The following is a 22,565-nucleotide window of genomic DNA, read 5'->3' as shown; positions in this document are numbered from 1 at the left end:
CAATTCTTAATCATTGCTGCTAGATAATTGGATAAATGCTCGCTAATTTTCACTATATTATCAAATTAACGCGACAATACTTATCTTATCGTTAATTTAATAAAAGTTAAATAATACCAAGTTGTAATATCAGGTTGATTGACTACCTGTTCATTTTTAAGGCTTAAAATGAAAAACTACGGCGTTATAAAGTTTATAAGGTCAATAACTACTGACTAAATTTTATGCCTGGTATTTAGCTATTTTTCCTGATGAAAAGGTCATCACTTATTTAATCAAATCGGTATAGTGACTATAAAAACAAAAAACCCGACGTTTATGATAACGACGGGTTTTCAAGTTTCTTTAGTAAAGCTATTACTTAGCGTTTAATACTCGCTAAGGTGCTCTTTAATTAATAACTCAGCAATTTGAACGCTGTTCGTTGCGGCGCCCTTACGTACGTTATCGGCAACTATCCACATATTAATACCACTGTTGTGGCTAATGTCTTCACGAATACGACCAACAAAAGTTTCATCTTTACCGCTAGCATCAGTAATTTGCGTTGGAAAGTCTTCATCTTTGTGACAAACCACTATACCTGGTGCTTTGCTCAGTAACTCTTTAACTTCTTCAGCAGAAATAGGTGAGTTAGTTTCAATATGTAATGATTCACCGTGACCAAAAAATACCGGTACGCGCACAGCTGTGGGGTTAACCATTACACTGTCATCGCCCAATATTTTCTGAGTTTCCCAAACCATCTTCATTTCTTCTTTGGTATAACCATTTTCAAGAAATACATCAATTTGTGGAATAACATTAAAAGCAATTTGACGAGAGAAATTTTTCGGCTCGACCGGTTTTCCACACAATAAGTCTGCAGTTTGCTTAGCTAACTCGTCCATAGCCGCTTTACCACCACCAGAAACTGACTGATAAGTACAAACATTAACCCGTGAAATACCTACGGCATCGTAGATAGGCTTTAATGCCACCATCATTTGAATGGTTGAACAATTCGGGTTAGCAATAATATTGCGGTTACGGTATTCAGCTAATGCTTGTGGATTAACTTCCGGTACAACTAATGGAATATCAGCGTCATAGCGAAACTCAGAGGTATTATCGATAACAATACAGCCATCATTAGCCGCTATTGGCGCATACTTTGCCGATATTTCACCGCCAGCTGAGAAGAAACCAATTTGTGCTTGGCTCCAATCAAAATTGTCGGCATCTAAAACTTCAATACTTTCACCCTTAAAGTCAATAAATTCACCCGCTGAACGAGCGCTCGCTAATGGGTAAAGCTTATTAATGGGAAAGTCGCGCTGTTCTAGTATTTCAATAATTGTTTTACCAACTAAACCCGTTGCTCCTAGTACGCAAACATCAAATTTCTGTGCCATGTTCCTCTCTCTTTTTATCCAGTTTATTTATTAAAGCCAAGCTGATGTGGCACATCTAAACTCAACGCGTTATTCAAGTTGACAGTTATTGACGAAAACTCCCGGCGAGTCGGGTAAGTTTTACGAATATGGTCAAATCCTTGAATATTAATTTGTTGACGAAAAATTGCATCGTCACGCCTAACATCGTATACCATTTTTACTAGCTGGTTTAACAGTATTTCATCAAATTCTTGTTTAATTTCAATAGTGCCAATTGCCGATATCGGTAAAAAGTCAGTAAGCTGCTTATTTGGCAAAATATCTAGCTGTCGGCATAATGCCTGATAGAGAATTTCTGTGCCACGAGCTTTTCCTTCTAAGCTATAACCAGCAATATGCGCGGTGGTAATGTCACAATACGCGATTAAAGCGGATAATATATTGGGTTCATTTTCCCACACATCTAATACCAGCTTTAACGTATGTCCTTGCTGCTTCATTTTCAATAAAGCAGCATTGTCGATAACTTCACCCCGACAAGCATTAATCAGTATTTGATTAGCTTTAAATTGAGCTAATCGATCGGCATCCAATAAATGATAAGTCGCATTCGGACCGGTGCGAGTTAACGGCACGTGTAGCGAAACCACGTCGCAACTTAACGCTTGCTCAAGGGTAACAAAATTTCGTTTATCCACTGAATTTTCAGCCAGTATAGGGTCACATAAAACATGTTTAATATTTAAAGCTGTTAACTTCTCACTTAACCTTGAGCCGGTATTACCTGCGCCAACAATGCCGACGGTTAACCCTGATAAGGTTATTAAATATCGCTCTGCTAATACGACTAAGGCACTCAGAACATATTCAGCGACAGAGACGGCATTGCAACCCGGTGCAGAACAAAAGTTAACCGCTCGATCGGCTAAATAGTCTTGATCTATATGATCAACGCCAATGGTTGCAGTACCGACAAAACTTAAGGTTTTATTATTTTGCAACAAGGCTTCATTGACTTTAGTGATTGAACGCACTAATAACACATCAGCATCACTGATATCAGTTGCCGACAAATCGCGGCCAGAAAATGCTGTTAACACGCCTAAATCAGCAAAAAAATCCGCCGCAAACGGCATATTTTCATCATAAAAAATATTCATTTAGCGTTTCCAATTCATCAAAAGTCATAAAAGTCATAAAAGTCATAAAAGTATGACGACAGGGTATTACGCCGTTAATGTGACTTTCTTAATGTAACTTTCTTTTTCAATTTTTGTTACTTCAACCGTAATTACCGCCTCTTCAATACCCAAGCGTTCAAGTTGATTGCTAACACTTTCAGTCAGTTTTTTACGTTGTGATAAATCACGCCCTGATAATATTTTTAAATTTACATGGACAAAGACTTGCTCAGCACCCGGCAGATAAAAGTCATTATAAGCACATGCTCGGACTTTAATATTAGCTGCAGTAAATAATTCACTTTGGTTTACACCTTTATAAACAGCGTGCATTAGCTGTTCTACGGGTAAACTTTCGGTAATTTTTGCAGAATACTCAACAATACAATGAGGCATAATAGGCAGACACAATTAATAACAAACAAGATAGCTATTGTAACGAAAATCTAGGCTAAAAAGAATATCGATGGCTAGGTTATTTAGCCAATTTTCTAATACTTTAGGCTTAAGTATATGTTAGCAAGCTATATATGCTGACCTAGATCTAGGTCATTAGCCTAATGTCGAAGTGATGTCGGAGTAGTGTAGGAGTAATGACCTAAATCTATTAATGCTCTGCAGCCTTGGATATCGTTACTTAGCTTTTTTCGCAATCATAAAAGCGAATACCAATCTCACTAATTATCTGATCATTTTTACTGGTTAAAATAACCCACTACTGCGTTATTTATTTAATAATTAGAACAACTAGTTATTAAATAAATGCCTTATATTTGGCCATTTTTCCTGCGTATAAAGTAGACCACCTAATTAATGAAATTGGTATAACTATGCTTCGACATACAAAGATGTACTCATACCTAAAAGTCAGCATGTCTAAGAGCGGTCAGGTGATCGCACCATACCATTGTCCTGAAGATAAAAAGTACTGAATATAAAAAAGCCGCTAAATTAGCGGCTTGATAAACAGTTTGGGTTAAAATCCAATGAACGCGGTTTTATTTATACTTTTGCATAACCAGTGTGGCGTTAGTGCCACCAAAACCAAAGCTGTTTGACATCACTAAGTTCAGCTCCATGTCACGCTTTTCGGTAACTATGTCTAAGCCTTCAGCTTTTTCATCTAAGGTATTGATATTAATAGATGGCGCAACAAAGCTATGTTCCATCATCAATAATGAAAAAATCGCTTCATGAACACCAGCGGCACCCAAAGCATGACCTGTCATGGCTTTAGTGGCACTAATGGCTGGAGAATCATCACCAAATACCGCTTGAATCGCACCAAGCTCTTTAACATCACCTACTGGCGTAGAGGTGCCATGGGTATTTAAATAATCAACTTTCGCGTCAACACCCTGCATGGCTTGTTGCATACAACGAATAGCGCCTTCACCACTTGGTGCCACCATATCAAAGCCGTCTGATGTTGCACCGTAACCAACAATCTCAGCGTAAATATGCGCGCCACGCGCTAAAGCGTGCTCAAGCTCTTCAACAACAACCATACCGCCGCCACCTGAAATAACAAAACCGTCACGGTCTGCATCATAGGTACGTGAAGCTAGCTCAGGTGTATCATTGTATTTAGAAGATAACGCGCCCATGCCGTCAAACATCATCGCTAATGACCAATGAACTTCTTCACCGCCACCGGCAAATACTACATCTTGCTTACCTAATTGAATAAGCTCAGCCGCGTGACCAATACAATGGGCACTGGTAGCACAAGCCGAACTAATTGAATAGTTAACACCTAAAATTTTAAACGGTGTGGCCAAACAGGCAGAAATGGTGCTCGACATGGTTTTTGGTACCGCGTAAGGCCCAACACGTTTAACGCCTTTTTCACGCAATGTGTCTGCTGATTTAACGACGTTTTCTGAAGAAGCACCACCAGAGCCCGCCACAATGCCTGTGCGGAAATTTGAAACTTGATCTGGTGTTAATTTTGAATCTTTAATCGCTTGATCCATGGCTATGTAAGCAAAAGCTGAAGCTTCACCCATAAAGCGTAAGGCTTTACGGTCAATGTGGTCTTTTACTTCAATGTCAGGTTTGCCCCAAACTTGACTACGCAAACCCATTTCAGCAAAACTTTCAGAACGGGTAATACCTGAACGCCCTGTTTTTAACGACGCTAATACTTCTTCTGTATCATTACCAATACTTGATACAATACCTAATCCGGTGATAACTACACGTTTCATATTAATAACCATATTCAATTAAAAAATCTGGGCGTATCATACATACTTTTGCCCCCTATACTGGTCTGTCCAGCGTACACTTGTACACTGAATTTTTTTCATTTTATGACAGTATTTTGTAATACTAGATAAAATAACCTTTTTTCACCTCCAACGGAAGACGTTAATATTGTGATTGTTCAAACAAAAATTACCTTTGAGGGTGACGGTTCACCTTATTCAAGCCAGTTTGAAGATATTTATTTTGATAGCAACCATGGTACTAGCCAAAGTGAATGTATTTTTATTGATGGCAATAATCTTAAAGCAAGACTAGCCCAGTACCCAGAAAAATTTGTCATTGCTGAAACGGGTTTTGGTACAGGATTAAATTTTTTATTAACCCTAGCGGTATTTAACCAAATAAAATTAACCGCTCACCAGCAAAATTCAGCGCCAGCTAAAGTGAGTGCTTTGCACTTTATTAGTGTCGAAAAATATCCCTTATCAAAACAGCAACTGGCACAAGCGTTAGCGATTTTTCCGCAACTTAAAGAATACAGTCAACAACTTATTACACAATACCCTGAACGTTTTGATAAAGATATTACGCTAAGTTTTCTTGAGGGCTCAGTCACACTCCAGCTAATATTTAACGATGCCACACAAGGTTTAACTCAGCTGGGAAACGAGAAAGAAGTGCGTCCGTCCACACAGGTTGACGCTTGGTTCCTTGATGGTTTTTCACCCGCCAAAAACCCTGAAATGTGGCACGAAGCGCTTTTTAAGCAAATCACCCGTTTATCAAACGAGCAAGCAACGTTAGCCACCTTTACGGTATCAGGAGAAGTTAAACGCCAACTTGTTTCTGCCGGTTTTCGGGTTGAAAAACGCCCTGCTATAGGTAAAAAAAATGAAATGCTTAGCGCGGTGTTTCAGCAAAATCCTTTTTCAGGCAAAGGTTATCAGCAACGCCCTATAGTGAATAAACCGCAACATGTCAGTATTATCGGGGGTGGTATAGCGTCAGCATGTGCCGCCTATGCCTTAACAAAAGCTGGGGTTAAAGTAACAGTATATTGCCAAGACTTCAGTGTTGCTCAAGGCGCATCGAGTAATAATATTGCCGCACTATACCCACTTATTCATCAAAAAGCCGATGATATTAGCCTATTTTATCAACAAGCTTTTGAGCAAGCACTCACTTATTATAAAAGTATTAGCGAGCAAGGGTTTCACTTTGATCACGACTGGTGCGGCCTGTTAGAAATATCCTATAAACCCGCTTTAGCATTGCGTCAGCAACATATAGCCGACTCTAGTGTTTGGCCAAAAAGTTTAATTCATAGTGTTGATAAAAACCAAGCTAGCGCATTAGCAGACATAGCCCTTGATCATGGCGGGCTATTCTTCCCTAAAGCGGGCTGGATAGCCCCTGCTCAATTGGTAAAGCAAATATTTAAGGCGGCTGAATTAAGTCATCGCCTGCGTATTGAAACCGGTTGTAAAATTAATGAAATTAGCCAACAAGCTCAAGGAAAATGGTTACTACACAGCGATACCGATAATTATCCAGCCAATGTTATTGTCTATTGTGGTGGCGCCCAAGGCATACCCTTGAACCTGATTGAGCAATTACCCTTAACGTCGGTACGTGGCCAGGTCAGTAATATGACCAGTAATGAAAAAATTGCCAAACTAGCGACCGTTATTTGCCATAAAGGTTATTTAACACCGGCGAATAAAAACCTGCACTGCATCGGGGCAACGTTTCAAAAGCACAGCTTTGATATCGACAACAAAGCCGAAGAAGACCAATTTAATCTTGCTATGCTAGATAAATGCTTACCGGGTTTAACACAATGGCAAAGTACAGATATTTTCAGTAGCAAAGCGCGCTTACGTTGTATGACGCCAGATCACTTGCCTATGGTAGGTGCTATGCCCGACATTGCTGGCCATAAGCAGCAATTCCCGCACTTAAGCAAAGATAAACGTTGGCGCTATAATCAACAAGCACCCGTGATTGAAAATCTATATATGTTAACTGGATTAGGGGCGCGAGGACTTTGTACCGCGCCTTTATTGGCCGATATTTTAACCGCTGATATTTGTGGTACACCCTATCCACTAAATAATGAACAGTTATTTAACCTGGCGCCAAATCGCTTTGTGATTCGAGATATTATTCGTCGTAAGTTCGATTGAGTTTACTGACTTAAATCTCAAAAAAGCAGCTAATTCAATATGAAAGCTGCTTTTTTTTTCAAACTGACAGCAATAAGACTTACGCTGTAAAAGCCGTTTTTAATCCTAGCCAATAATCTTGTACAATTTGGTGATCTTGTGGCGTAAGCTCAGTACGAGCAACTTGTAACTTCTCACTAATATTTATCGCTAACGCTTGCGTTAACACTTGTGACTCATCGCCATATTCACTGCCCGCTAAACTAATAAATCCTCTTAAATAACTCCCGGCAAATAAATCATCGCCGCTGACATCCTGTGTAACTTGTTCATCTAAAAAGTGATATAACGCAGTAAGGTTTTCAAATTGCATACTTAATTCCAAATTCATGTAGACTCGTTTTTCAACTGCGCCTACTTTTAATATATTTAAAGTTTTTTCGGGAGAGCTATTGATTATTGCGGACTAGCAACCGGGTATAATACTTGATCATTATAACCTGTGATAACCGCCAAATAGCCTGACAAAACCATATCGAGTTCGCTGTCACCGGTGTCAGCAATTAAAGGCCTAGCTGCCAGCGCATTCAACTTTGCTTTTGTTGCGATAATAATAATATTTTCTTTACCTATAGCGCGAATAACACGTGGGCTCAATTGTTGATTACCGCGGCCAAATATATGACCTTGACCACCAATTAAGGTAATAAGCAGTTTAACTTTACCTTGTGCATAAGGCTGAATTAACTGCCAAAGCTGAGGTTCAGTTAAATCACTGGCGATTAAGGCTTGCTCGCTTATCGCATCGACGCCCAGTAAAGTATTGTCAAGCGCCAGCTCTTCCATAACAAAAGCCGTGGTAGAGCCTGAGCCAATAATAAATAGCTCGTCATCCATTTTAGCGATAACATCCGCAGCAATATCTTGTAACACCAACTCGTCTGACTCTATACCACCCGATTTAACCGCTTGAATATAACGTAACTCTGATGGTACTTGCATTTCACCAAAACGCTTTGCTTTTACTATGCCTTGGCGAAATAAACTTTCATCAATATCCATAACGTCAGCATCGGTTAAGCTCACTAATTGATTCGTTATCATCAATTCGACCACTCGCCCAGCCGCTTTAGGCGTAATAGCATAAACACCTGAATGAATTTTACAACCCGCAGGAATGCCCAATACCGGAAACTTGTCTTGAACAATATGGCAAACATTACGTGCAGTGCCATCACCGCCAGCAAATAACAGTAAATCAATATCTTTAGTGATTAATGCGCTGACTGCCTGCTCAGTATCAAGCTCTGTGGTATGCCTATTTTCAAGCCTATTTTCAAACCTATGCTCAAGCCCATATACCACTTGGGTGTTAAAACCTAACGCTTTAGCTGTATGCTCGCCCATATCGCCAGCAGCGGTATAAATAATGATATTTTCTTTGTAAGGGAGCAATATTTCTAACGCTAGCGATGCCCTAGTGTTTGACTTTGCCGTCGCGCCAAGCGCAATCGCTTGTTCCGCAATGCCAATACCGTCGCTACCTTTTAATGCCACACTGCCACCAATACCCGCAATAGGATTAATGACTAAGCCTAATTTAAATTGTTTCATTAATTAATCTCATAAATTTTCCGTCCATTTATTTCAAAGACACGTGTTCTGTTGAGGATTTTAATTTTAGGGTCTGTTGATCTTTCAAGTTCATAATTTAACCACTTACATTGGCAGCCATATCATGGAGCACGCCAATGCGAGTGTACTTTCATAGTTTCTTTTTAATTTGTCGTATCTTGTCGCTATACCCCGGTACTGCTTGAGGCGAGCAAATACATTTTCAACTAAATGTCGGTATTTATATAAACACCAATCGATATCGGCATTACCCACTTTAGAGTTTTTCTTCCTCGGAATTACTGGAATAGCATTTTTATCACGTATTTGTTCTCTAAGTGCTTCACTATCATAGCCCCGATCAGCAATGATATAATCCGAATTCGGCAGCATATCTATAAGTGTTGGCGCTGCTTTACTGTCGTGAACTTCACCACCTGTAATGTAAAATTCAATAGGTAAGCCGTAACTATCTACCGCCATATGAATTTTAGTGGTGTTACCCGCAACACTTTTACCTATGCCCTCATCATCCTCTGTTCTAGCGCCAGTACTGTGCTGATGTGCTTTAACAATACTACCATCAATAAACTCCCACTCTAGATCAGGCTCATACCTTAATGCTCTGAAAACCCTGATTAAAACACTCTTCTTTGACCATAAATTAAAGCGCCTGTATATGGTGCTCCAATCACCAAAAGACTCTGGCACATCACGCCAAGGACAACCTGTTCGCATTCGGTATAAAATACCTTCCAAAGTATTTCTGTGTGTGGGCTTGTTATACACTCTATCTTTGAGCATTATAACGCTCAGTTTTGACCAGTGCTCATCGTTAAGCATTGTTCGGGGCATGGTGATCTCGTATTTCTGTTTTTGGAGAAATAATTATACGAGATTGCCTTTTTAGTTCAAAATCTAATCACGAAAGATCAACAGACCTTAATAACATTACTTTCAAAAAAATTATTTTCAAAAACATTCATGGTCCGAAAATTTAAAATGCTCGGAGACTAAAGGCCAAGGCGTTTGATAATAATTTGTTAAAGCGATAATAAATCTTGCTGCATCGTTAGGAAAACCGTATTCAAGATAGGCAAGCACTTGTTGGTACACCTTAGCTTTAAACGCCACTCGGTCAGTTTCGCCGTTACCCAGCAGATTATCACTAGAAACATCAAAGGCTTTTCCTGTAGCGACACATAACGCCCATTCAATCGCCTGCGGTTTAATCTCTACTTGCTCAAATGCTTGTTGTTGGCTTTGATCACGACCATCAGGAATATACCAATAGCCAAAGTCTTCTAATAATCGCCGCGAAGCCCCTGCCAAGCACCAATGAGAAACCTCATGTAAGGCGCTAGCGTAATAGCCATGAGCAAAAATAATCTGATGGTATGAACATTTATCATGAGCAGGTGAATAGAGCGGTTCACCCTCTCCTTTTATTAATCGAGTATTATACTTTTCTTTAAAAGTGTCTTCAAAAATGCAGATTAAATCATTAAAACAATGTTTCATGAAAGCCAAATATATTAGGTAAGTTATTAATTGCTATTACGCCAAGTATGGCATAACTTACTCTAATAAATCAGGTAAGTCATGCCTGCATATCAGCCAAAAAAGCTAAAAAACAAAACAGCTCTAGGCTAGACATAGATAAACTAACGGCATATATTATTGATTGTAAAGTTAATGTAAATATATAATAAAAAACTGGCTTTAAGACGTTAATTATAATTTAATTCACAGCTAGATTTCAAGCGGCCAGTATATATCATCACTACGTTAGTATACATTTTAGCAAGTGAATTTTACAATTATGGTTAGCAATTCGGAGAGTTAATTATGTCAATGGATATGACAAAACTACGTGCGTTTATACTGACTTCAACAGTTGATATAACAGGGGATTCACACTTAACGTTGCTCAACCGCTTTACTGGCTTAATCAAAGCCTGTGATATCAATATTGAGATAGGGAATAAAATTCCTGATAAATCACAATTACTTTCATATCAATTTCTGCTGATCGACTTATTTGGTTATCAAGTAGGAAAAGGTTTACCTACTAACATTACAGCGCTTGCCGCCAATAATACCACCATACTATTCAATGCTACCGACGGAATAACCTGTGAGAAAACTGCCTTACTGTCAAACGTAAAAGGCGTATTTTATACCAAGGATCGACCTGACATCATATTAAAAGGTTTTGATGCTATTATGAAAGAAGAGTCTTGGTTTAAACGCACAACCATGAATAAAGCCATTAATGACTTGTTAAGAAACAATAAAATTCAGCAGACTAAACTTCTTAATGATAACACGGATATGATTTTTCCTACGTTAACCAAGCGAGAAAGAACAATCATCGGCTTAGTTTCTAGAGGCGCTCAAAATAAAGAAATAGCAGATCAGCTCAATATTAGTCCGAATACGGTAAAAACACACCTCTACAGTATTTTTCGAAAAACCAGCTCACGAAATCGTATTGAGCTGATTAGTCGAACACAACGTTATACAGCTACACTTAATTAATAACCTGAGTTATTAAAATACAGACTGTGCCGTTGTCCAATATGTTTACAGGTTTCATCACGGGAGAGAAATAAAAAAGCCAGTAATTATCACTAGCTTTTTTATCCTGTGTGTAACCCGTCCTAAATAAGGTTGACACTTTTACAATAATGAATGGCTGAGTGTGCCCAGTCCTAAAAGTGTTTACACCTTTAGGACTTAAGAATGAAAGAATCAAATACACATCCTTACATTAACTATGTATCAGACATAAACTAAGTATCAGCTCGCCAGACTTTGCGCTTAATTCCTTTCACCACCAATTCCGTAATAGCTTTTTCAATCGCTTGTTGCACACAAACATGCATGGGTTCATTTTCACTAAAACCACCTTCAGCTTCAGCTAAACGCTTAAAGCTGACATAACGGAAAAATCCAGCTCGTACTTCTTGACTCAAGACCTTTTTGTTAGTGGATACCGAGACCAGAACTTGTCCAGTTCGAACATCAACCGCACGTAAATACACAGTGATCTGATCTTCACGATAAAGCTCTGAAGCACCAATACCAAAATATTCCGCACCAAAACCACCCGTTTTAGTATTAGAGTCATAGCTGATAATACCGCCTTCAAGTAGTATTTTAGCTGTGGTCAAAGGAGGTAATTCAATATTTTCTGTGGCTTTACTTGCTTGATTTGCCGCACGGGTAATTTTTCTCTCAGTTAATACATTTTGTAGACCTTCACGCTCTACCGGCAAAAACCAGTCAGAATCACTTAACGCTTGCATCAGAATAGACGTTGCTCCTTGCGTTACCGCAGTAGAAAATGAACTGACATTCGCTTGTGGTTTGTATTGCCCTGTTTGGTCACGATAAGAATATACCGACACAGGTATGGCACCTTTGGGCTTAGGCAGCGACTTTAGTTCTTTAAAGCTTTCAAGTGGCGTCATTTTTGTTGCTAGCGACTGCTCTGGCGGAAATAAGTTACTCGCGGTATCAAGAACACTACAGGCTGACAAGCAACTGACAAGGCTCACGATTATAATTTTTTTCATTTATTCATCCAAACTTCGGTATTTCAATTATGGTTACTTTTCCCGTCAACAAATCAGTAATTTCTATCGTAATAGTGTCACTGTTCGCAGATAAAATATCAATTTGATAGTCACCACTAATAAAGCTGCCGTCTTCATCAATATCTACGTTGGTATTTTCACCTAAGACCGTATCTTTATATTTACTGACAATATCACTGAGGGTTGCGCGCTCTAATGCGTCTGATACTTTTTCTTCAAAGCTTTGTTCACTCCGTGTTGCTGTATGTTTATTTTGCGCTTGTGCTTTGCTTAACAAAAAACCACCGTTTGACGCGCTACCTCCAAAACTGGGATTAATGGGTGTGTAAACTAATTCTGTACTTAACGCATAATTACTTAAGCTAAGATAAACCACCAACACTAAAATTAATTTCTTCATTGTTACTGCCTTTTAATTACCAACCATTGCTACCAACCACTGCTAGCCATATCTATACTTTCTTGGTTATATTGAGTTTTCGCCATAGCATCAATCAAGATAAATATAGCTTGCTCCACTTTCTCTTGAACGGGTGATTGACGACGTCCAAAATAAGTAACATAAATAATGCGACCATTGAGTAATAAGCTAAGTTTAGTACCCGCCATCGGCACAATTTGCTCAATTAATTGCGCATTTATGCCTTGCGTATTTGGTATATCACGCCATAACTGACTAAATTGAAAATAAAAATCATGACCTAAACGACTCTTAGTGTTATCAAGTAATAGGCCACCTATTTCGACTTCTTCGACTTCGTTAGTGGCGTAAGACATAGGAGTAGATAACAAGGAGAGTGTTACGATACAAAAGCAGATATATTTAGACATATCATGAGACATAAAAAGGGGCCTTAAGCCCCTTATTAACTTATAGAATATAAGCAATTATTGCTGCACAATTACTGCCGCATTCCAATCACCTACTTGTGTGATTGAAACAGAACCAGAGTCACTAATAAATGAACCTTCAACAATGTTACCATTACCAAATTGACTTACATTAAAAGCGACATTAGTACCACCAATTAGCATAGTGTCACCCCCTTCGCCAGTGATTAAGTTTTCATTACCTATTTGCTCAATATTAATGTCATGATTACTACCTTCAACTAAAATATCTAATGAGTTCAACTCACCGTTTTGAGCAATATCAATGGTATTAGTATTGCTACTGATCATGGTACTTAGCATAACCACGGCGTCGTTAGCAAAACCTGTTTGCGCGATTCCAATGTCATTTTCGCTTGTAGTCAACTCATTATTGTCAGCTGAAGCCTCTAAAATAACGACGTTTTCATCGCCTGATTGCATCACGTCAATGTCATTGTCGTTACCATTGAAGTTAACCACGTGGCTTTCATTTAAGTTACCCATTTGTACTGATGAGTATTCGTTATTAACACCGATAGCGCCAATATAACTAATGTTACTATCACCTACTTGCAGGTAATTAAACTCATTATCATCACCGATAGCTTCAAAAGTAGCACTGTTATCACTACCGTTTTGCATAATATCTGTTGAGTTAGCTATACCGGCATAAACACCAGATTCAGCAGTATTACGGTCACCTTCTTGATCAATAGAGATTTCATTTTCATCGCCATCAACTGATGCAATAGCCACCTGATTACGATCACCATCTTGTTCAATAGCAAATTCGTTAGCATTACCTTCAACCGCTGAAATATTTATCACATTCCAATAACCATCTTGAGTGACTTCAGCAGCATTGAAGTCACCCACGATGCTTCTAAAATAAGCTTCATGCCATTCGCCGTCTTGTACAATGTCGATATCATTGTTAACCCCGATCATTTCGCTATTAAATGCCCAATGACCACCTTCACCTTGATCTACAGCAACAATATTACCATCGCCTAGCACTTCGTTAATCACACGGTTACCAATACCCAAATAACCAGCACCTAATTGAGTAACTTCGATGCTGTTGTTATTACCTGTAACGTTGTTCTCTGTTTCGTTAATATCACCATTTTGTTCAACGAACAGCACATTATTATTACCGGTATAAGTACCAACAGCTAAGTTATCTGTGCCAACTTGAATAATTTCAGTGATATTGCCTTCACCAATAACAGTAAAGCTGTCACCGTTAAAATCACCTTCTTGAAAAATAGCCGTTTCGTTACCTTCATCAACACCTTCAGCAGAGGTCTGAGATATGACAATGACATTGCCTGAGGCACTTGCCATTAAATCTGATTGAATAATAGTGCTTTCAGTTTCTACTTTCGTTTCTTCGTCAGCAAAAGCGCTTTGGTTTAGTCCAAGTGCCATAAAGACAGCACAAGTAATTAATGATTTATTAAGTTTCAAAATATATCCCTATTTTTGTTTTATATGAGTAAAAATTTAACGCATATATATTATTAATGGATAAGCAGCTTACTTGCCTTATCTGTAGTGGCGTTTCGTATTCCCATAGTAGTTTTTAAAATAATATGAATACTATTATTAAAAAAACCAGTGATTTTATTAAAAACTTTTGCAGTGAGCTTTTAAATTAACAGCTTTATTTGTCTCACTTCACTTAACTGGTTTTATTGGAATAGCGCTATAAATTAGTAAACTTTCAGATTACATCAACAGATAAACCATCAGAAAAAGAACATTTCAGATTTTTGCTTTACTAACCTCAACAATGCCAATAAAAGCTCAGTTCGCTTTATTTCGTTGCGTTAAGAACTCTACGTCGTTTATCAATCAATAAACATCACCCTATTTCATTATTTAAATAAACACTTAAAAAACAACAAAATAAAAATAAAAGGTAGGTATACATTGAATATAAAAATGTTAACAATTAAAAAGCACTAAAAAAGTACTAGTCTTAGCACGCTAATTACAATCAACAAAAAGTAGTAAAAAAGTAGTAAAAATATTTAAAAAAACATCTTTATAGTAATGAGAAAGTCGTGTTTGTTGCAATTTTATAGTCACAACTCTATTTTTATGATTAAAGTAATAAGGTTGCGTAAACCCATAGAAAGTAGAAAAGTTAAAAATAAAGGACTACGGCCTAACGCTTATTTTTGGGCTATAAATAATGTACATACAATACTAAATAAAATATGGAGCAAAACATGAAAGCAAAATTATCGGCTTTAACGTTAGCCTTACTGCCATTATTAGCAAATGCATCAATCGAGCTAAATTCAGTAAAAGACCTTACTTACAAATCAGACTCAGTTATTGTTGTCTATAAGAACAATGCCTCTAAACTTGACCGTCGCGCTGCGCGTAACATTGTGCAGGCTAAAATTTCTGATCTAAACAATGACGAAATTGATGATAAATATCGCAACTTAAATAAAGGGCGAATAGCAAAATTTTCACTAAATAGTAATATGTCAGTGAAAAATGCGCTAAAAGAGTTACGCAAAAACTCAGCAGTTTTATATGCAGAACCTGACTATATTGTCAGCATCACTGGTATTCCAGATGACGCACGATTTGATGAACTTTGGGGCATGCATAACACAGGACAAACAGGCGGCGTAGATGATGCTGATATTGATGCGCCTGAAGCCTGGGATATTTCTACCGGTAGCCGCGATGTAATTGTTGGTGTTATCGATACGGGTGTTGATCATACGCACCCAGATTTAGCAGCAAACATCTGGGTAAACCCTGGCGAAATTGCAGGAGATGGCATCGATAATGATAACAATGGCTTTATTGATGATATTCATGGTATTAACGCTATTACCAATAGTGGTGACCCTATGGATGACAATGGCCATGGTACTCATGTATCGGGCACAATTGGCGCAACAGGTAATGATGGTATAGGGGTTGTTGGTGTTAACCACAATGTCTCTATTATTGGTTGTAAGTTTTTGGATTCGGCAGGCAGTGGTTCAACCTCAGATGCTTTGACATGTCTAGATTATTTTGTTGGCTTAAAGAATAACCATAACGTTGACATCAGTACCTTAAATAACAGTTGGGGTGGTGGTGGTTTTAGCCAAACGTTATATGACGCAATAACGGCAACTTCAGATGCCAATATCTTATTTGTCGCAGCGGCAGGTAATGGCGGCTATGATAATGATGCTAGCCCTAGCTACCCGGCAAGCTATGATCACGACAGCGTTCTTGCCGTTGCAGGAACTAACCATACTGACGCCATGTACACATCATCACAATACGGTTTAACCTCCGTCGATATTGCCGCTCCTGCGCGTAATATACTGTCGACTGTACCTGGTGGCGGCTATTCTTCTTTTACCGGCACGTCAATGGCTACACCACATGTAGCAGGTGCCGCAGCATTAGTATTATCAGTTAACCCTGAGTTATCTGCGGTCGAGTTGAAAGAATTATTAATGAATTCTGGTGATGCTAACCCAGCAACGGAAGGCAAAACCGTTTCGGGTAAACGCTTGAATATACATACCGCTTTACTTGACGCAGATCCATCTCCAGGATTTACGCTTAAAGCGACACCAAATTCGACTACAATTGAAGCTGGCGAAACGGCAACTTATAGTTTTGACATCGGCTCTGTTGCTGAATGGGATGGTGAAGTTAGCTTAACATTAGTTGGCTCACTTGCTGGCGCGATATTGTCAACTGACACCGCGACACCAGGTACAACATTTGAATTGACTGTACCAACCACGAGCGAAACTCAATGGGGTGAGTATGACTTTACGGTAACAGCAACCAGTGACGAACTAGTGAAAACAGCAAACGTTCGCTTAATGGTTAACCCACAAGGTTTAATTGAGTTAACTTACACTAATGATGAAGTTATTAGCATTCCAGATAACGATGCTACCGGCATCACTTCAGTCATTAATGTTGCAGATGAGCTCACGGTATTTGCATCAGATATTTATGTCAATATCACTCACACTTGGATTGGTGACTTAACGGTAATGTTAACCTCTCCTGCAGGTACTTCTGCTGTGTTACACAGTGCATCAGGTGGTAGCGAACAGAACATTGACAAAACCTTTAGCTCTGATGCGTTCAATGGTGAAGTAACAACGGGCGATTGGATATTGAGTGTTGCAGATAATGCAGCGGCGGATACGGGTTCATTAAACAACTGGGCAATTACTATTACAGGTATTGGTGAAGTACTGCCTAGCGCACCAGAAGTTAGCTTTGCTTATGAAGCAGATGGCCTTACAGCTACCTTTACTGACAACAGTACCGACAGGAATAACGATATGGTGAGTTGGAACTGGAGCTTTGGTGATGGTGTAGTATCGAGCGAAAAAAACCCTATTCATACCTTCGCAGAAACAGGCAACTATGATGTTATGCTTACCGTAACAGATGCTGAAGGCTTAAGCAGCAGTGAAACTGTCATTGTTACTGTTTCATCAACCAATATTGAAGCTGCCGTTAAACGAGCATATAAATCTCGTTTAGGTCGCTTACGTGTTGATATTACATGGGAAGGTACTTCCGCTGATATGGTAGATATTTTCCGTAATGGTATTAAAATTGACACAGTTGAAAATATTGGAATTTACCGTGACCGCGAACGTCGTACCACGGAGAGTCAGTTTATTTACCAAATATGCGATGCATCAACAGCATGTTCAAATGAAGTAACAGTAAACTTCTAAGCATTATTGTTTAACCTGCAAAAAGGGCTTCTAAGTAAACTAGAAGCCCTTTTATTTTTCCCTTTAACTAAAAAACTCATCTACTAACATATTGACCCACACTCTCTGATATCATGGCGACAACCGCTATTATAAAAAGCTCAGTTACCCTGCTAGGCAGAGTATCGCCCGTTAAAGCTTAATGTTAGATATAGAGAATGTTAGATATAGAGCATTTCAGGGACAACTAAGCCAGAAAAAGTCCAGTCCGATAGCATCAATTAAACATATTTTTAACGAAAAACGGTGATTGTTACCTCGCAGTTTAAAATCATCATTTAAAATATAGTATTAAAATAACGCCTAATCTTTAGTACTTCTCATATCTAAAATCGGCATATTACTGCTACCTAAAATAGTTGCAGGTAATTTACCATCCCAATTTTGCGCTTCAGTCAGTTTCACAATTAACGGATTATTACCCAATGCTTTCGCTTTAGCCGTGATAGCCTCGGCTTCTGCCAAACCTTTAATTCGAATAGACTCAGCTTCAGCAATCGCGACTAATTTAATACCATCCGCTTTGGCTTTCGCCGTATTTACATCACGCTGTGCTTCAAGGTTCTGTCTGGCTAACTTGTGCTTTTCTGCGTCTGCTAAATTTTTCTCGGTTTGTTTAGTTTCAATTGAGGTTAAATACTTCGCGGGAAGTTGAATATTTTCAATTTGAATATTGTCGACAGTAACCGGAAATTCTTTCATTTCTTCAATGAAGTTAGCTTCAATCGCTTGAATCGCACCCGCTCTGTCTTGAATAAGCTTTTCTGCGTCATATTGTGGAATAACATCTTTTGTCGCTGATCTAAAACGGGGATCTAAAATTCGGTTTTCAAATTGTGACAAGCCGCCATATTGTCTAAATAACTCCAATGCCGCGGCTTTATCAACGGTCCAGTTCACTGATACACTAATAGTCACCGGCATTTGCTCTTTGGTACTTGAGGCCATTTTCTCTTCATTTTTACGGGTGCGCACTTCTATTTCTTCAACGCTATCAATAAAAGGTACTTTAAAATGTAGACCCGGATTTACCTGCTCTTTGGCTTCACTAAAGCGCTTTACAATGCCGATATGACCTTCGTTAACCGTATACACAGATCCAATGCCAGCAACAACAACTGCGGCAACAACGACAAGCGATTTTACTGGGATATTAAATTGTTCTATTTTCATGAGTAAACCTTTTTTATTTTGTATAGAATTTATTATCTGCATTTATTCTTTTATATCGTCACTTTCTTCACTTTCTTCAGCACGGTCAACACCACCTTTAATAATGAAGTAACCCAAAACACCTGATATCAATGAACCAATCACAATGCCTAACCTGTCTTGAAACATAAGGTTAACGCCATTGCCTTGCTCGAAAGCTAAAGAGCCAATAAATAAGCTCATGGTAAAGCCCACACCACATAATATTGCCGCGCCATAAAGCAAACGCCAATTAACCTTAGCGGGCATTTTTGCCCAACCCAACTTTATAGCAATAAAACAAAAACCAAATACCCCAAGTTGCTTGCCAACAACCAAGCCGACAATAATGCCTAAGGGTACAGGTGCCATCACTTGCTCAATACCAACACCCGCAAAGCTTATTCCCGCATTGGCAAAAGCAAATACCGGTAAGATAATAAAGGCAACTAGCGAATGCAAATTATACTCTAAAGACTTAAGCGGCGATGGCTCATTTTCTTTACCTTTAATAGGAATAAAGAAAGCTAACACAACACCGGCTAATGTCGCATGTACACCTGACTTTAATACCGCTATCCAAAGTACAACACCTAAGAAAATATAAGGTGCGGTATTGGTGACGCCACGTTTATTCATCGTAAATAAAATAGCAATAATACTGGCGGCAACAACTAAGGATAATAATGAAAGTTGATCAGTATAGAATAAAGCAATAACGATAATCGCGCCTAAATCGTCAAATATGGCTAACGAGGTTAAAAACACTTTGAGTTGTAACGGTACCTTACTACCGATAATTGACAAAATGCCTAAGGCAAAAGCAATATCAGTAGCGGTTGGAATTGCCCAACCATTAATCGCATCTGGATCATTATAATTAAAGGCGACATAGCATAAAGCGGGTATCAACATTCCGCCTAAAGCACCTATGGCCGGCAATGTCACTTGTCCTGGTTGTGATAAATCTCCTTCTATAAATTCTCGTTTAAGCTCTAAACCCACAAGAAAGAAGAACAACGCCATTAGGCCGTCATTTATCCACAATAATAGTGGCTTAGCTATTTCAAAACTGCCAACGGCCACTTGAACTGGAATGCTCAACAGCATGTCGTAGTAGACCATAAACGGCGAATTGGCGATAATCATCGCCGCAACTGCAGCTAACATTAATATAATGCCACTGGCAGCTTCAAGCTTTAAGAAATCATTAACACTTTTAATAATCATTTGTTCTCATCAATTAATTGTCGACATGACATAATATGTCACATGGCGGGTTTTTACAAATTTGTTAACCTGTTAATTTGTAATAGTTTTAATTTACATCGGTAGCAATTAATGACAATAATTCGGAAAGATGCAAGAATATCGAAAATAATTCATCTTTATAGTCAGTTCGCTGGTAATATTGGATTTAATAAGTGTAATATGTAAATTGATAAAAATAAAACCAAGTAAATGTTCTCCCAAAGGCTAATTGTATAAATGAAAAAACTTGATGATATAGATTTACGTATTCTCACCTTGCTTTATAAAGACGCTGATATTACCAACAAAGAGTTAGCATCACAGATAGGTATAGCGCCCTCAACTTGTTTAGAGCGTGTTAAACGCATGAAAAATAATGGCGTAATCAATAACGCTTTTATTGATATCAACTTCAAAAGTATTGGCGGCAACATTGAAGCGATAGCGGCAATAAAGTTACAACCGTATTCAGAGTTAATTGTGAATAAACTGAGAGATGATCTACTTAAGCTACCTGAAATTGTCAGCTTATATCACATGGGCGGAAGCTATGATTATTTTATTCATATGTCGGTAAAAGATAGTGAACACTTACGTCAATTTGTCTTCAATGCCATTACTTCTCGCGAAGAAGTCACCACAGTAGAAACTTCTCTTATTTTTGAGCATAGTCGCAGTGGCGTATTACCTATTTTTGATGATGAGTAATGCATCCTGTAAATATATCCTCACGTGCATCCATGCACTCGCGACATTGCCTAAATATAACCTACAAATATGTAGGTACTTAGTTTTTGTCGGGAACAAAAAAACTGCCCCTACTTCCTGTACATAAAAATCCCGCAACATAGTGCGGGATTTTAGTGTTGAGTTATATTCGAGTTATCTTAGCTTTTAAGATCATCGAAGAAATTTTTCACACCGTCGAAAAAACCAGTTTCTTTCGGGCTATGCTTGCTGGTGCTTTTACCCATTTTTTCTTCTAACTGGCGAAGTAAGTCGGCTTGATCGCCCGATAAACTTACCGGCGTTTCAATGACAACCTTACACATTAAGTCGCCAATTGAGTGGCTGCGTACTGACTTGACACCTTTGCCACGCAAACGGAACATTTTGCCTGTTTGGGTTTCTTTCGGTATTTTCAGCTTAACTTTACCTTCAAGCGTTGGTACTTCAATGTCGCCACCTAAAGCAGCCGTTGTAAAGCTGATCGGTACTTCACAAAATAAGTGATTTTCATCACGAACAAATATCTTGTGGTCTCGAACATTCGCTTGCACATATAAGTCACCTGCGGGTGCGCCATGTTCACCGGCTTCACCTTCACCTGACAAACGAATTCTATCGCCGGTATCAACACCCGGTGGAATTTTAACAGATAGAGTTTTTTCTTTTTCAACGCGGCCTTGACCACGACATGAAGTACAAGGGTCGGTAATAACCTTACCTTTACCAGAACAGGTTGGACAGGTTTGTTGCACCGCAAATAGGCCCTGACGCATTTGTACTTGACCATGACCATGACACGTTGAACACGTTTTCGCACTGGTGCCTTTTTTAGCGCCACTACCATCACAAGGATCACAACTAACAAATGTAGGCACTTTAATTTCTAAAGTCTTACCTTTAACCGCTTCTTCGAGGCTAAGGTCAAGGTTATAGCGTAAATCTGAGCCACGACGCTGGCGAGATTGACCACCACGACCGCGACCACCGCCACCAAAAATGTCGCCAAAAATATCACCGAAGGCATCACCGAAATCTTGTTCGCCGCCAAAACCGCCGCCGCCATGTCCGCCTTGTTCAAACGCCGCGTGGCCGTATTGATCATAGGCCGCACGCTTTTGATCATCGTTTAATATTTCATAAGCTTCTTTAACTTCTTTAAACTGTTCTTCTTTTGATTTATCACCTTGTGTTCTATCTGGGTGATATTTCATTGCTAAACGTTTGTAAGCTTTTTTGATATCGCGCTCAGCTGCATCTTTAGACACTTCAAGCACTTCATAATAATCGCGTTTTGACATAGGTTTGATTTCTTTACTTCTATTTATGGATACTAATTTGTTTAACTTCTTTCTTAGACGCTGTAGCGTTCACTTTAACACCTTAAAAATCTAAGCAAATTAACATCAGGTAATAATTAATTTTTCGTTGTTACTTTACATAATAAAGCGCCGATAACTATCAGCGCTTTAATTTATGTTAACTAAACCACAAAGTTTAATTGTTTTTTGTTGTCATCGTATCCTGCTAGAACAAGGTGAACACGCCAAGCATACAATGTATGTGGGCATGTCCGCGCTGCTATTGAGCAATACAG

The 22,565-nt window shown here is 38.7% G+C and carries 19 protein-coding genes; 4 read left to right on the top strand and 15 right to left on the bottom strand.

Annotated features, from left to right (window positions below):
- Positions 1-368: 368 nt before the first annotated feature.
- From H4J65_RS15535 to fabB, 4 genes are all read right to left on the bottom strand, one after another.
- Positions 369-1,394, bottom strand: a complete 1,026-nt coding sequence (locus tag H4J65_RS15535; protein ID WP_182137022.1) for an aspartate-semialdehyde dehydrogenase — start codon at positions 1,392-1,394, stop codon at positions 369-371.
- Positions 1,395-1,417: 23 nt separating this feature from the next.
- A complete protein-coding gene (locus H4J65_RS15530) occupies positions 1,418-2,536 on the bottom strand; it encodes a 4-phosphoerythronate dehydrogenase (RefSeq protein ID WP_182198755.1) in 1,119 nt (372 codons plus the stop codon).
- A gap of 66 nt (positions 2,537-2,602) precedes the next feature.
- Positions 2,603-2,953, bottom strand: coding sequence for a 5-carboxymethyl-2-hydroxymuconate Delta-isomerase (locus H4J65_RS15525; RefSeq protein WP_182198754.1), 351 nt, complete (start codon positions 2,951-2,953; stop codon positions 2,603-2,605).
- A gap of 602 nt (positions 2,954-3,555) precedes the next feature.
- On the bottom strand, positions 3,556-4,767 hold the full coding sequence (gene fabB / locus H4J65_RS15520) for a beta-ketoacyl-ACP synthase I (protein WP_182136572.1): 1,212 nt from the start codon (positions 4,765-4,767) through the stop codon (positions 3,556-3,558).
- Positions 4,768-4,938: 171 nt separating this feature from the next.
- Here fabB and mnmC point away from each other — a divergent pair, with 171 nt between their 5' ends.
- On the top strand, positions 4,939-6,954 hold the full coding sequence (mnmC, locus tag H4J65_RS15515) for a bifunctional tRNA (5-methylaminomethyl-2-thiouridine)(34)-methyltransferase MnmD/FAD-dependent 5-carboxymethylaminomethyl-2-thiouridine(34) oxidoreductase MnmC (RefSeq protein WP_310649947.1): 2,016 nt from the start codon (positions 4,939-4,941) through the stop codon (positions 6,952-6,954).
- 79 nt (positions 6,955-7,033) lie between these two features.
- Here the strand turns inward: mnmC and H4J65_RS15510 are convergent, their stop codons facing one another.
- The 4 genes from H4J65_RS15510 to H4J65_RS15495 all read right to left on the bottom strand — a co-directional run bounded on the left by H4J65_RS15510 (position 7,034) and on the right by H4J65_RS15495 (position 10,068).
- Complete coding sequence (locus tag H4J65_RS15510) at positions 7,034-7,306, bottom strand: YfcL family protein (RefSeq protein WP_182136573.1); 273 nt, start codon at positions 7,304-7,306, stop codon at positions 7,034-7,036.
- A gap of 83 nt (positions 7,307-7,389) precedes the next feature.
- Positions 7,390-8,547: an ATP-NAD kinase family protein gene (locus H4J65_RS15505; protein ID WP_182198753.1), complete on the bottom strand. Its 1,158-nt coding sequence runs from the start codon at positions 8,545-8,547 to the stop codon at positions 7,390-7,392.
- 105 nt (positions 8,548-8,652) lie between these two features.
- A complete protein-coding gene (locus H4J65_RS15500) occupies positions 8,653-9,402 on the bottom strand; it encodes an IS5 family transposase (RefSeq protein WP_182198752.1) in 750 nt (249 codons plus the stop codon).
- 117 nt (positions 9,403-9,519) lie between these two features.
- Positions 9,520-10,068 carry an elongation factor P hydroxylase gene (locus H4J65_RS15495; protein ID WP_182198751.1) on the bottom strand — a complete coding sequence of 183 codons (549 nt, stop codon included), beginning with the start codon at positions 10,066-10,068 and terminating at the stop codon, positions 9,520-9,522.
- Between the two features lie 339 nt (positions 10,069-10,407).
- On the opposite strand from H4J65_RS15495, the gene H4J65_RS15490 reads away from it, so the two are divergent.
- Positions 10,408-11,088, top strand: coding sequence for a helix-turn-helix transcriptional regulator (locus H4J65_RS15490; protein WP_182198750.1), 681 nt, complete (start codon positions 10,408-10,410; stop codon positions 11,086-11,088).
- A 254-nt stretch (positions 11,089-11,342) separates the two neighbouring features.
- Here H4J65_RS15490 and H4J65_RS15485 read toward each other — a convergent pair whose 3' ends face one another.
- From H4J65_RS15485 to H4J65_RS15470, 4 genes are read right to left on the bottom strand one after another with little or no spacing between them, the layout of a single operon-like run.
- On the bottom strand, positions 11,343-12,128 hold the full coding sequence (locus tag H4J65_RS15485; RefSeq protein WP_182198749.1) for a CsgG/HfaB family protein: 786 nt from the start codon (positions 12,126-12,128) through the stop codon (positions 11,343-11,345).
- A gap of 4 nt (positions 12,129-12,132) precedes the next feature.
- Positions 12,133-12,549: a curli assembly protein CsgF gene (locus H4J65_RS15480; RefSeq protein WP_182198748.1), complete on the bottom strand. Its 417-nt coding sequence runs from the start codon at positions 12,547-12,549 to the stop codon at positions 12,133-12,135.
- Positions 12,550-12,578: 29 nt separating this feature from the next.
- Complete coding sequence (locus H4J65_RS15475) at positions 12,579-12,992, bottom strand: curli production assembly/transport protein CsgE (RefSeq protein ID WP_259367638.1); 414 nt, start codon at positions 12,990-12,992, stop codon at positions 12,579-12,581.
- Positions 12,993-13,037: 45 nt separating this feature from the next.
- Positions 13,038-14,492: a curlin gene (locus H4J65_RS15470; protein WP_182198747.1), complete on the bottom strand. Its 1,455-nt coding sequence runs from the start codon at positions 14,490-14,492 to the stop codon at positions 13,038-13,040.
- Positions 14,493-15,259: 767 nt separating this feature from the next.
- Here H4J65_RS15470 and H4J65_RS15465 point away from each other — a divergent pair.
- Positions 15,260-17,761, top strand: a complete 2,502-nt coding sequence (locus H4J65_RS15465; RefSeq protein ID WP_182198746.1) for a S8 family serine peptidase — start codon at positions 15,260-15,262, stop codon at positions 17,759-17,761.
- 342 nt (positions 17,762-18,103) lie between these two features.
- Here H4J65_RS15465 and H4J65_RS15460 read toward each other — a convergent pair whose 3' ends face one another.
- Positions 18,104-18,973: a prohibitin family protein gene (locus H4J65_RS15460; RefSeq protein WP_182136575.1), complete on the bottom strand. Its 870-nt coding sequence runs from the start codon at positions 18,971-18,973 to the stop codon at positions 18,104-18,106.
- 42 nt (positions 18,974-19,015) lie between these two features.
- On the bottom strand, positions 19,016-20,221 hold the full coding sequence (nhaA, locus tag H4J65_RS15455; RefSeq protein ID WP_182198745.1) for a Na+/H+ antiporter NhaA: 1,206 nt from the start codon (positions 20,219-20,221) through the stop codon (positions 19,016-19,018).
- Positions 20,222-20,479: 258 nt separating this feature from the next.
- Between nhaA and H4J65_RS15450 the strand changes: the two genes are divergently transcribed.
- Positions 20,480-20,950: an Lrp/AsnC family transcriptional regulator gene (locus H4J65_RS15450; RefSeq protein ID WP_182136577.1), complete on the top strand. Its 471-nt coding sequence runs from the start codon at positions 20,480-20,482 to the stop codon at positions 20,948-20,950.
- Between the two features lie 179 nt (positions 20,951-21,129).
- Here H4J65_RS15450 and dnaJ read toward each other — a convergent pair whose 3' ends face one another.
- Entirely contained in the window at positions 21,130-22,269 is a 1,140-nt protein-coding gene (gene dnaJ, locus H4J65_RS15445; RefSeq protein WP_182198744.1) for a molecular chaperone DnaJ, read from the bottom strand.
- Positions 22,270-22,565 lie beyond the last annotated feature (296 nt).

It is taken from the genome of Colwellia sp. MB02u-9 (assembly GCF_014077085.1).
Taxonomy (GTDB): domain Bacteria; phylum Pseudomonadota; class Gammaproteobacteria; order Enterobacterales; family Alteromonadaceae; genus Cognaticolwellia.
The sequence above is the reverse complement of the archived record's forward strand: the minus strand, read 5'-3'. Positions and strand labels throughout refer to the sequence as shown.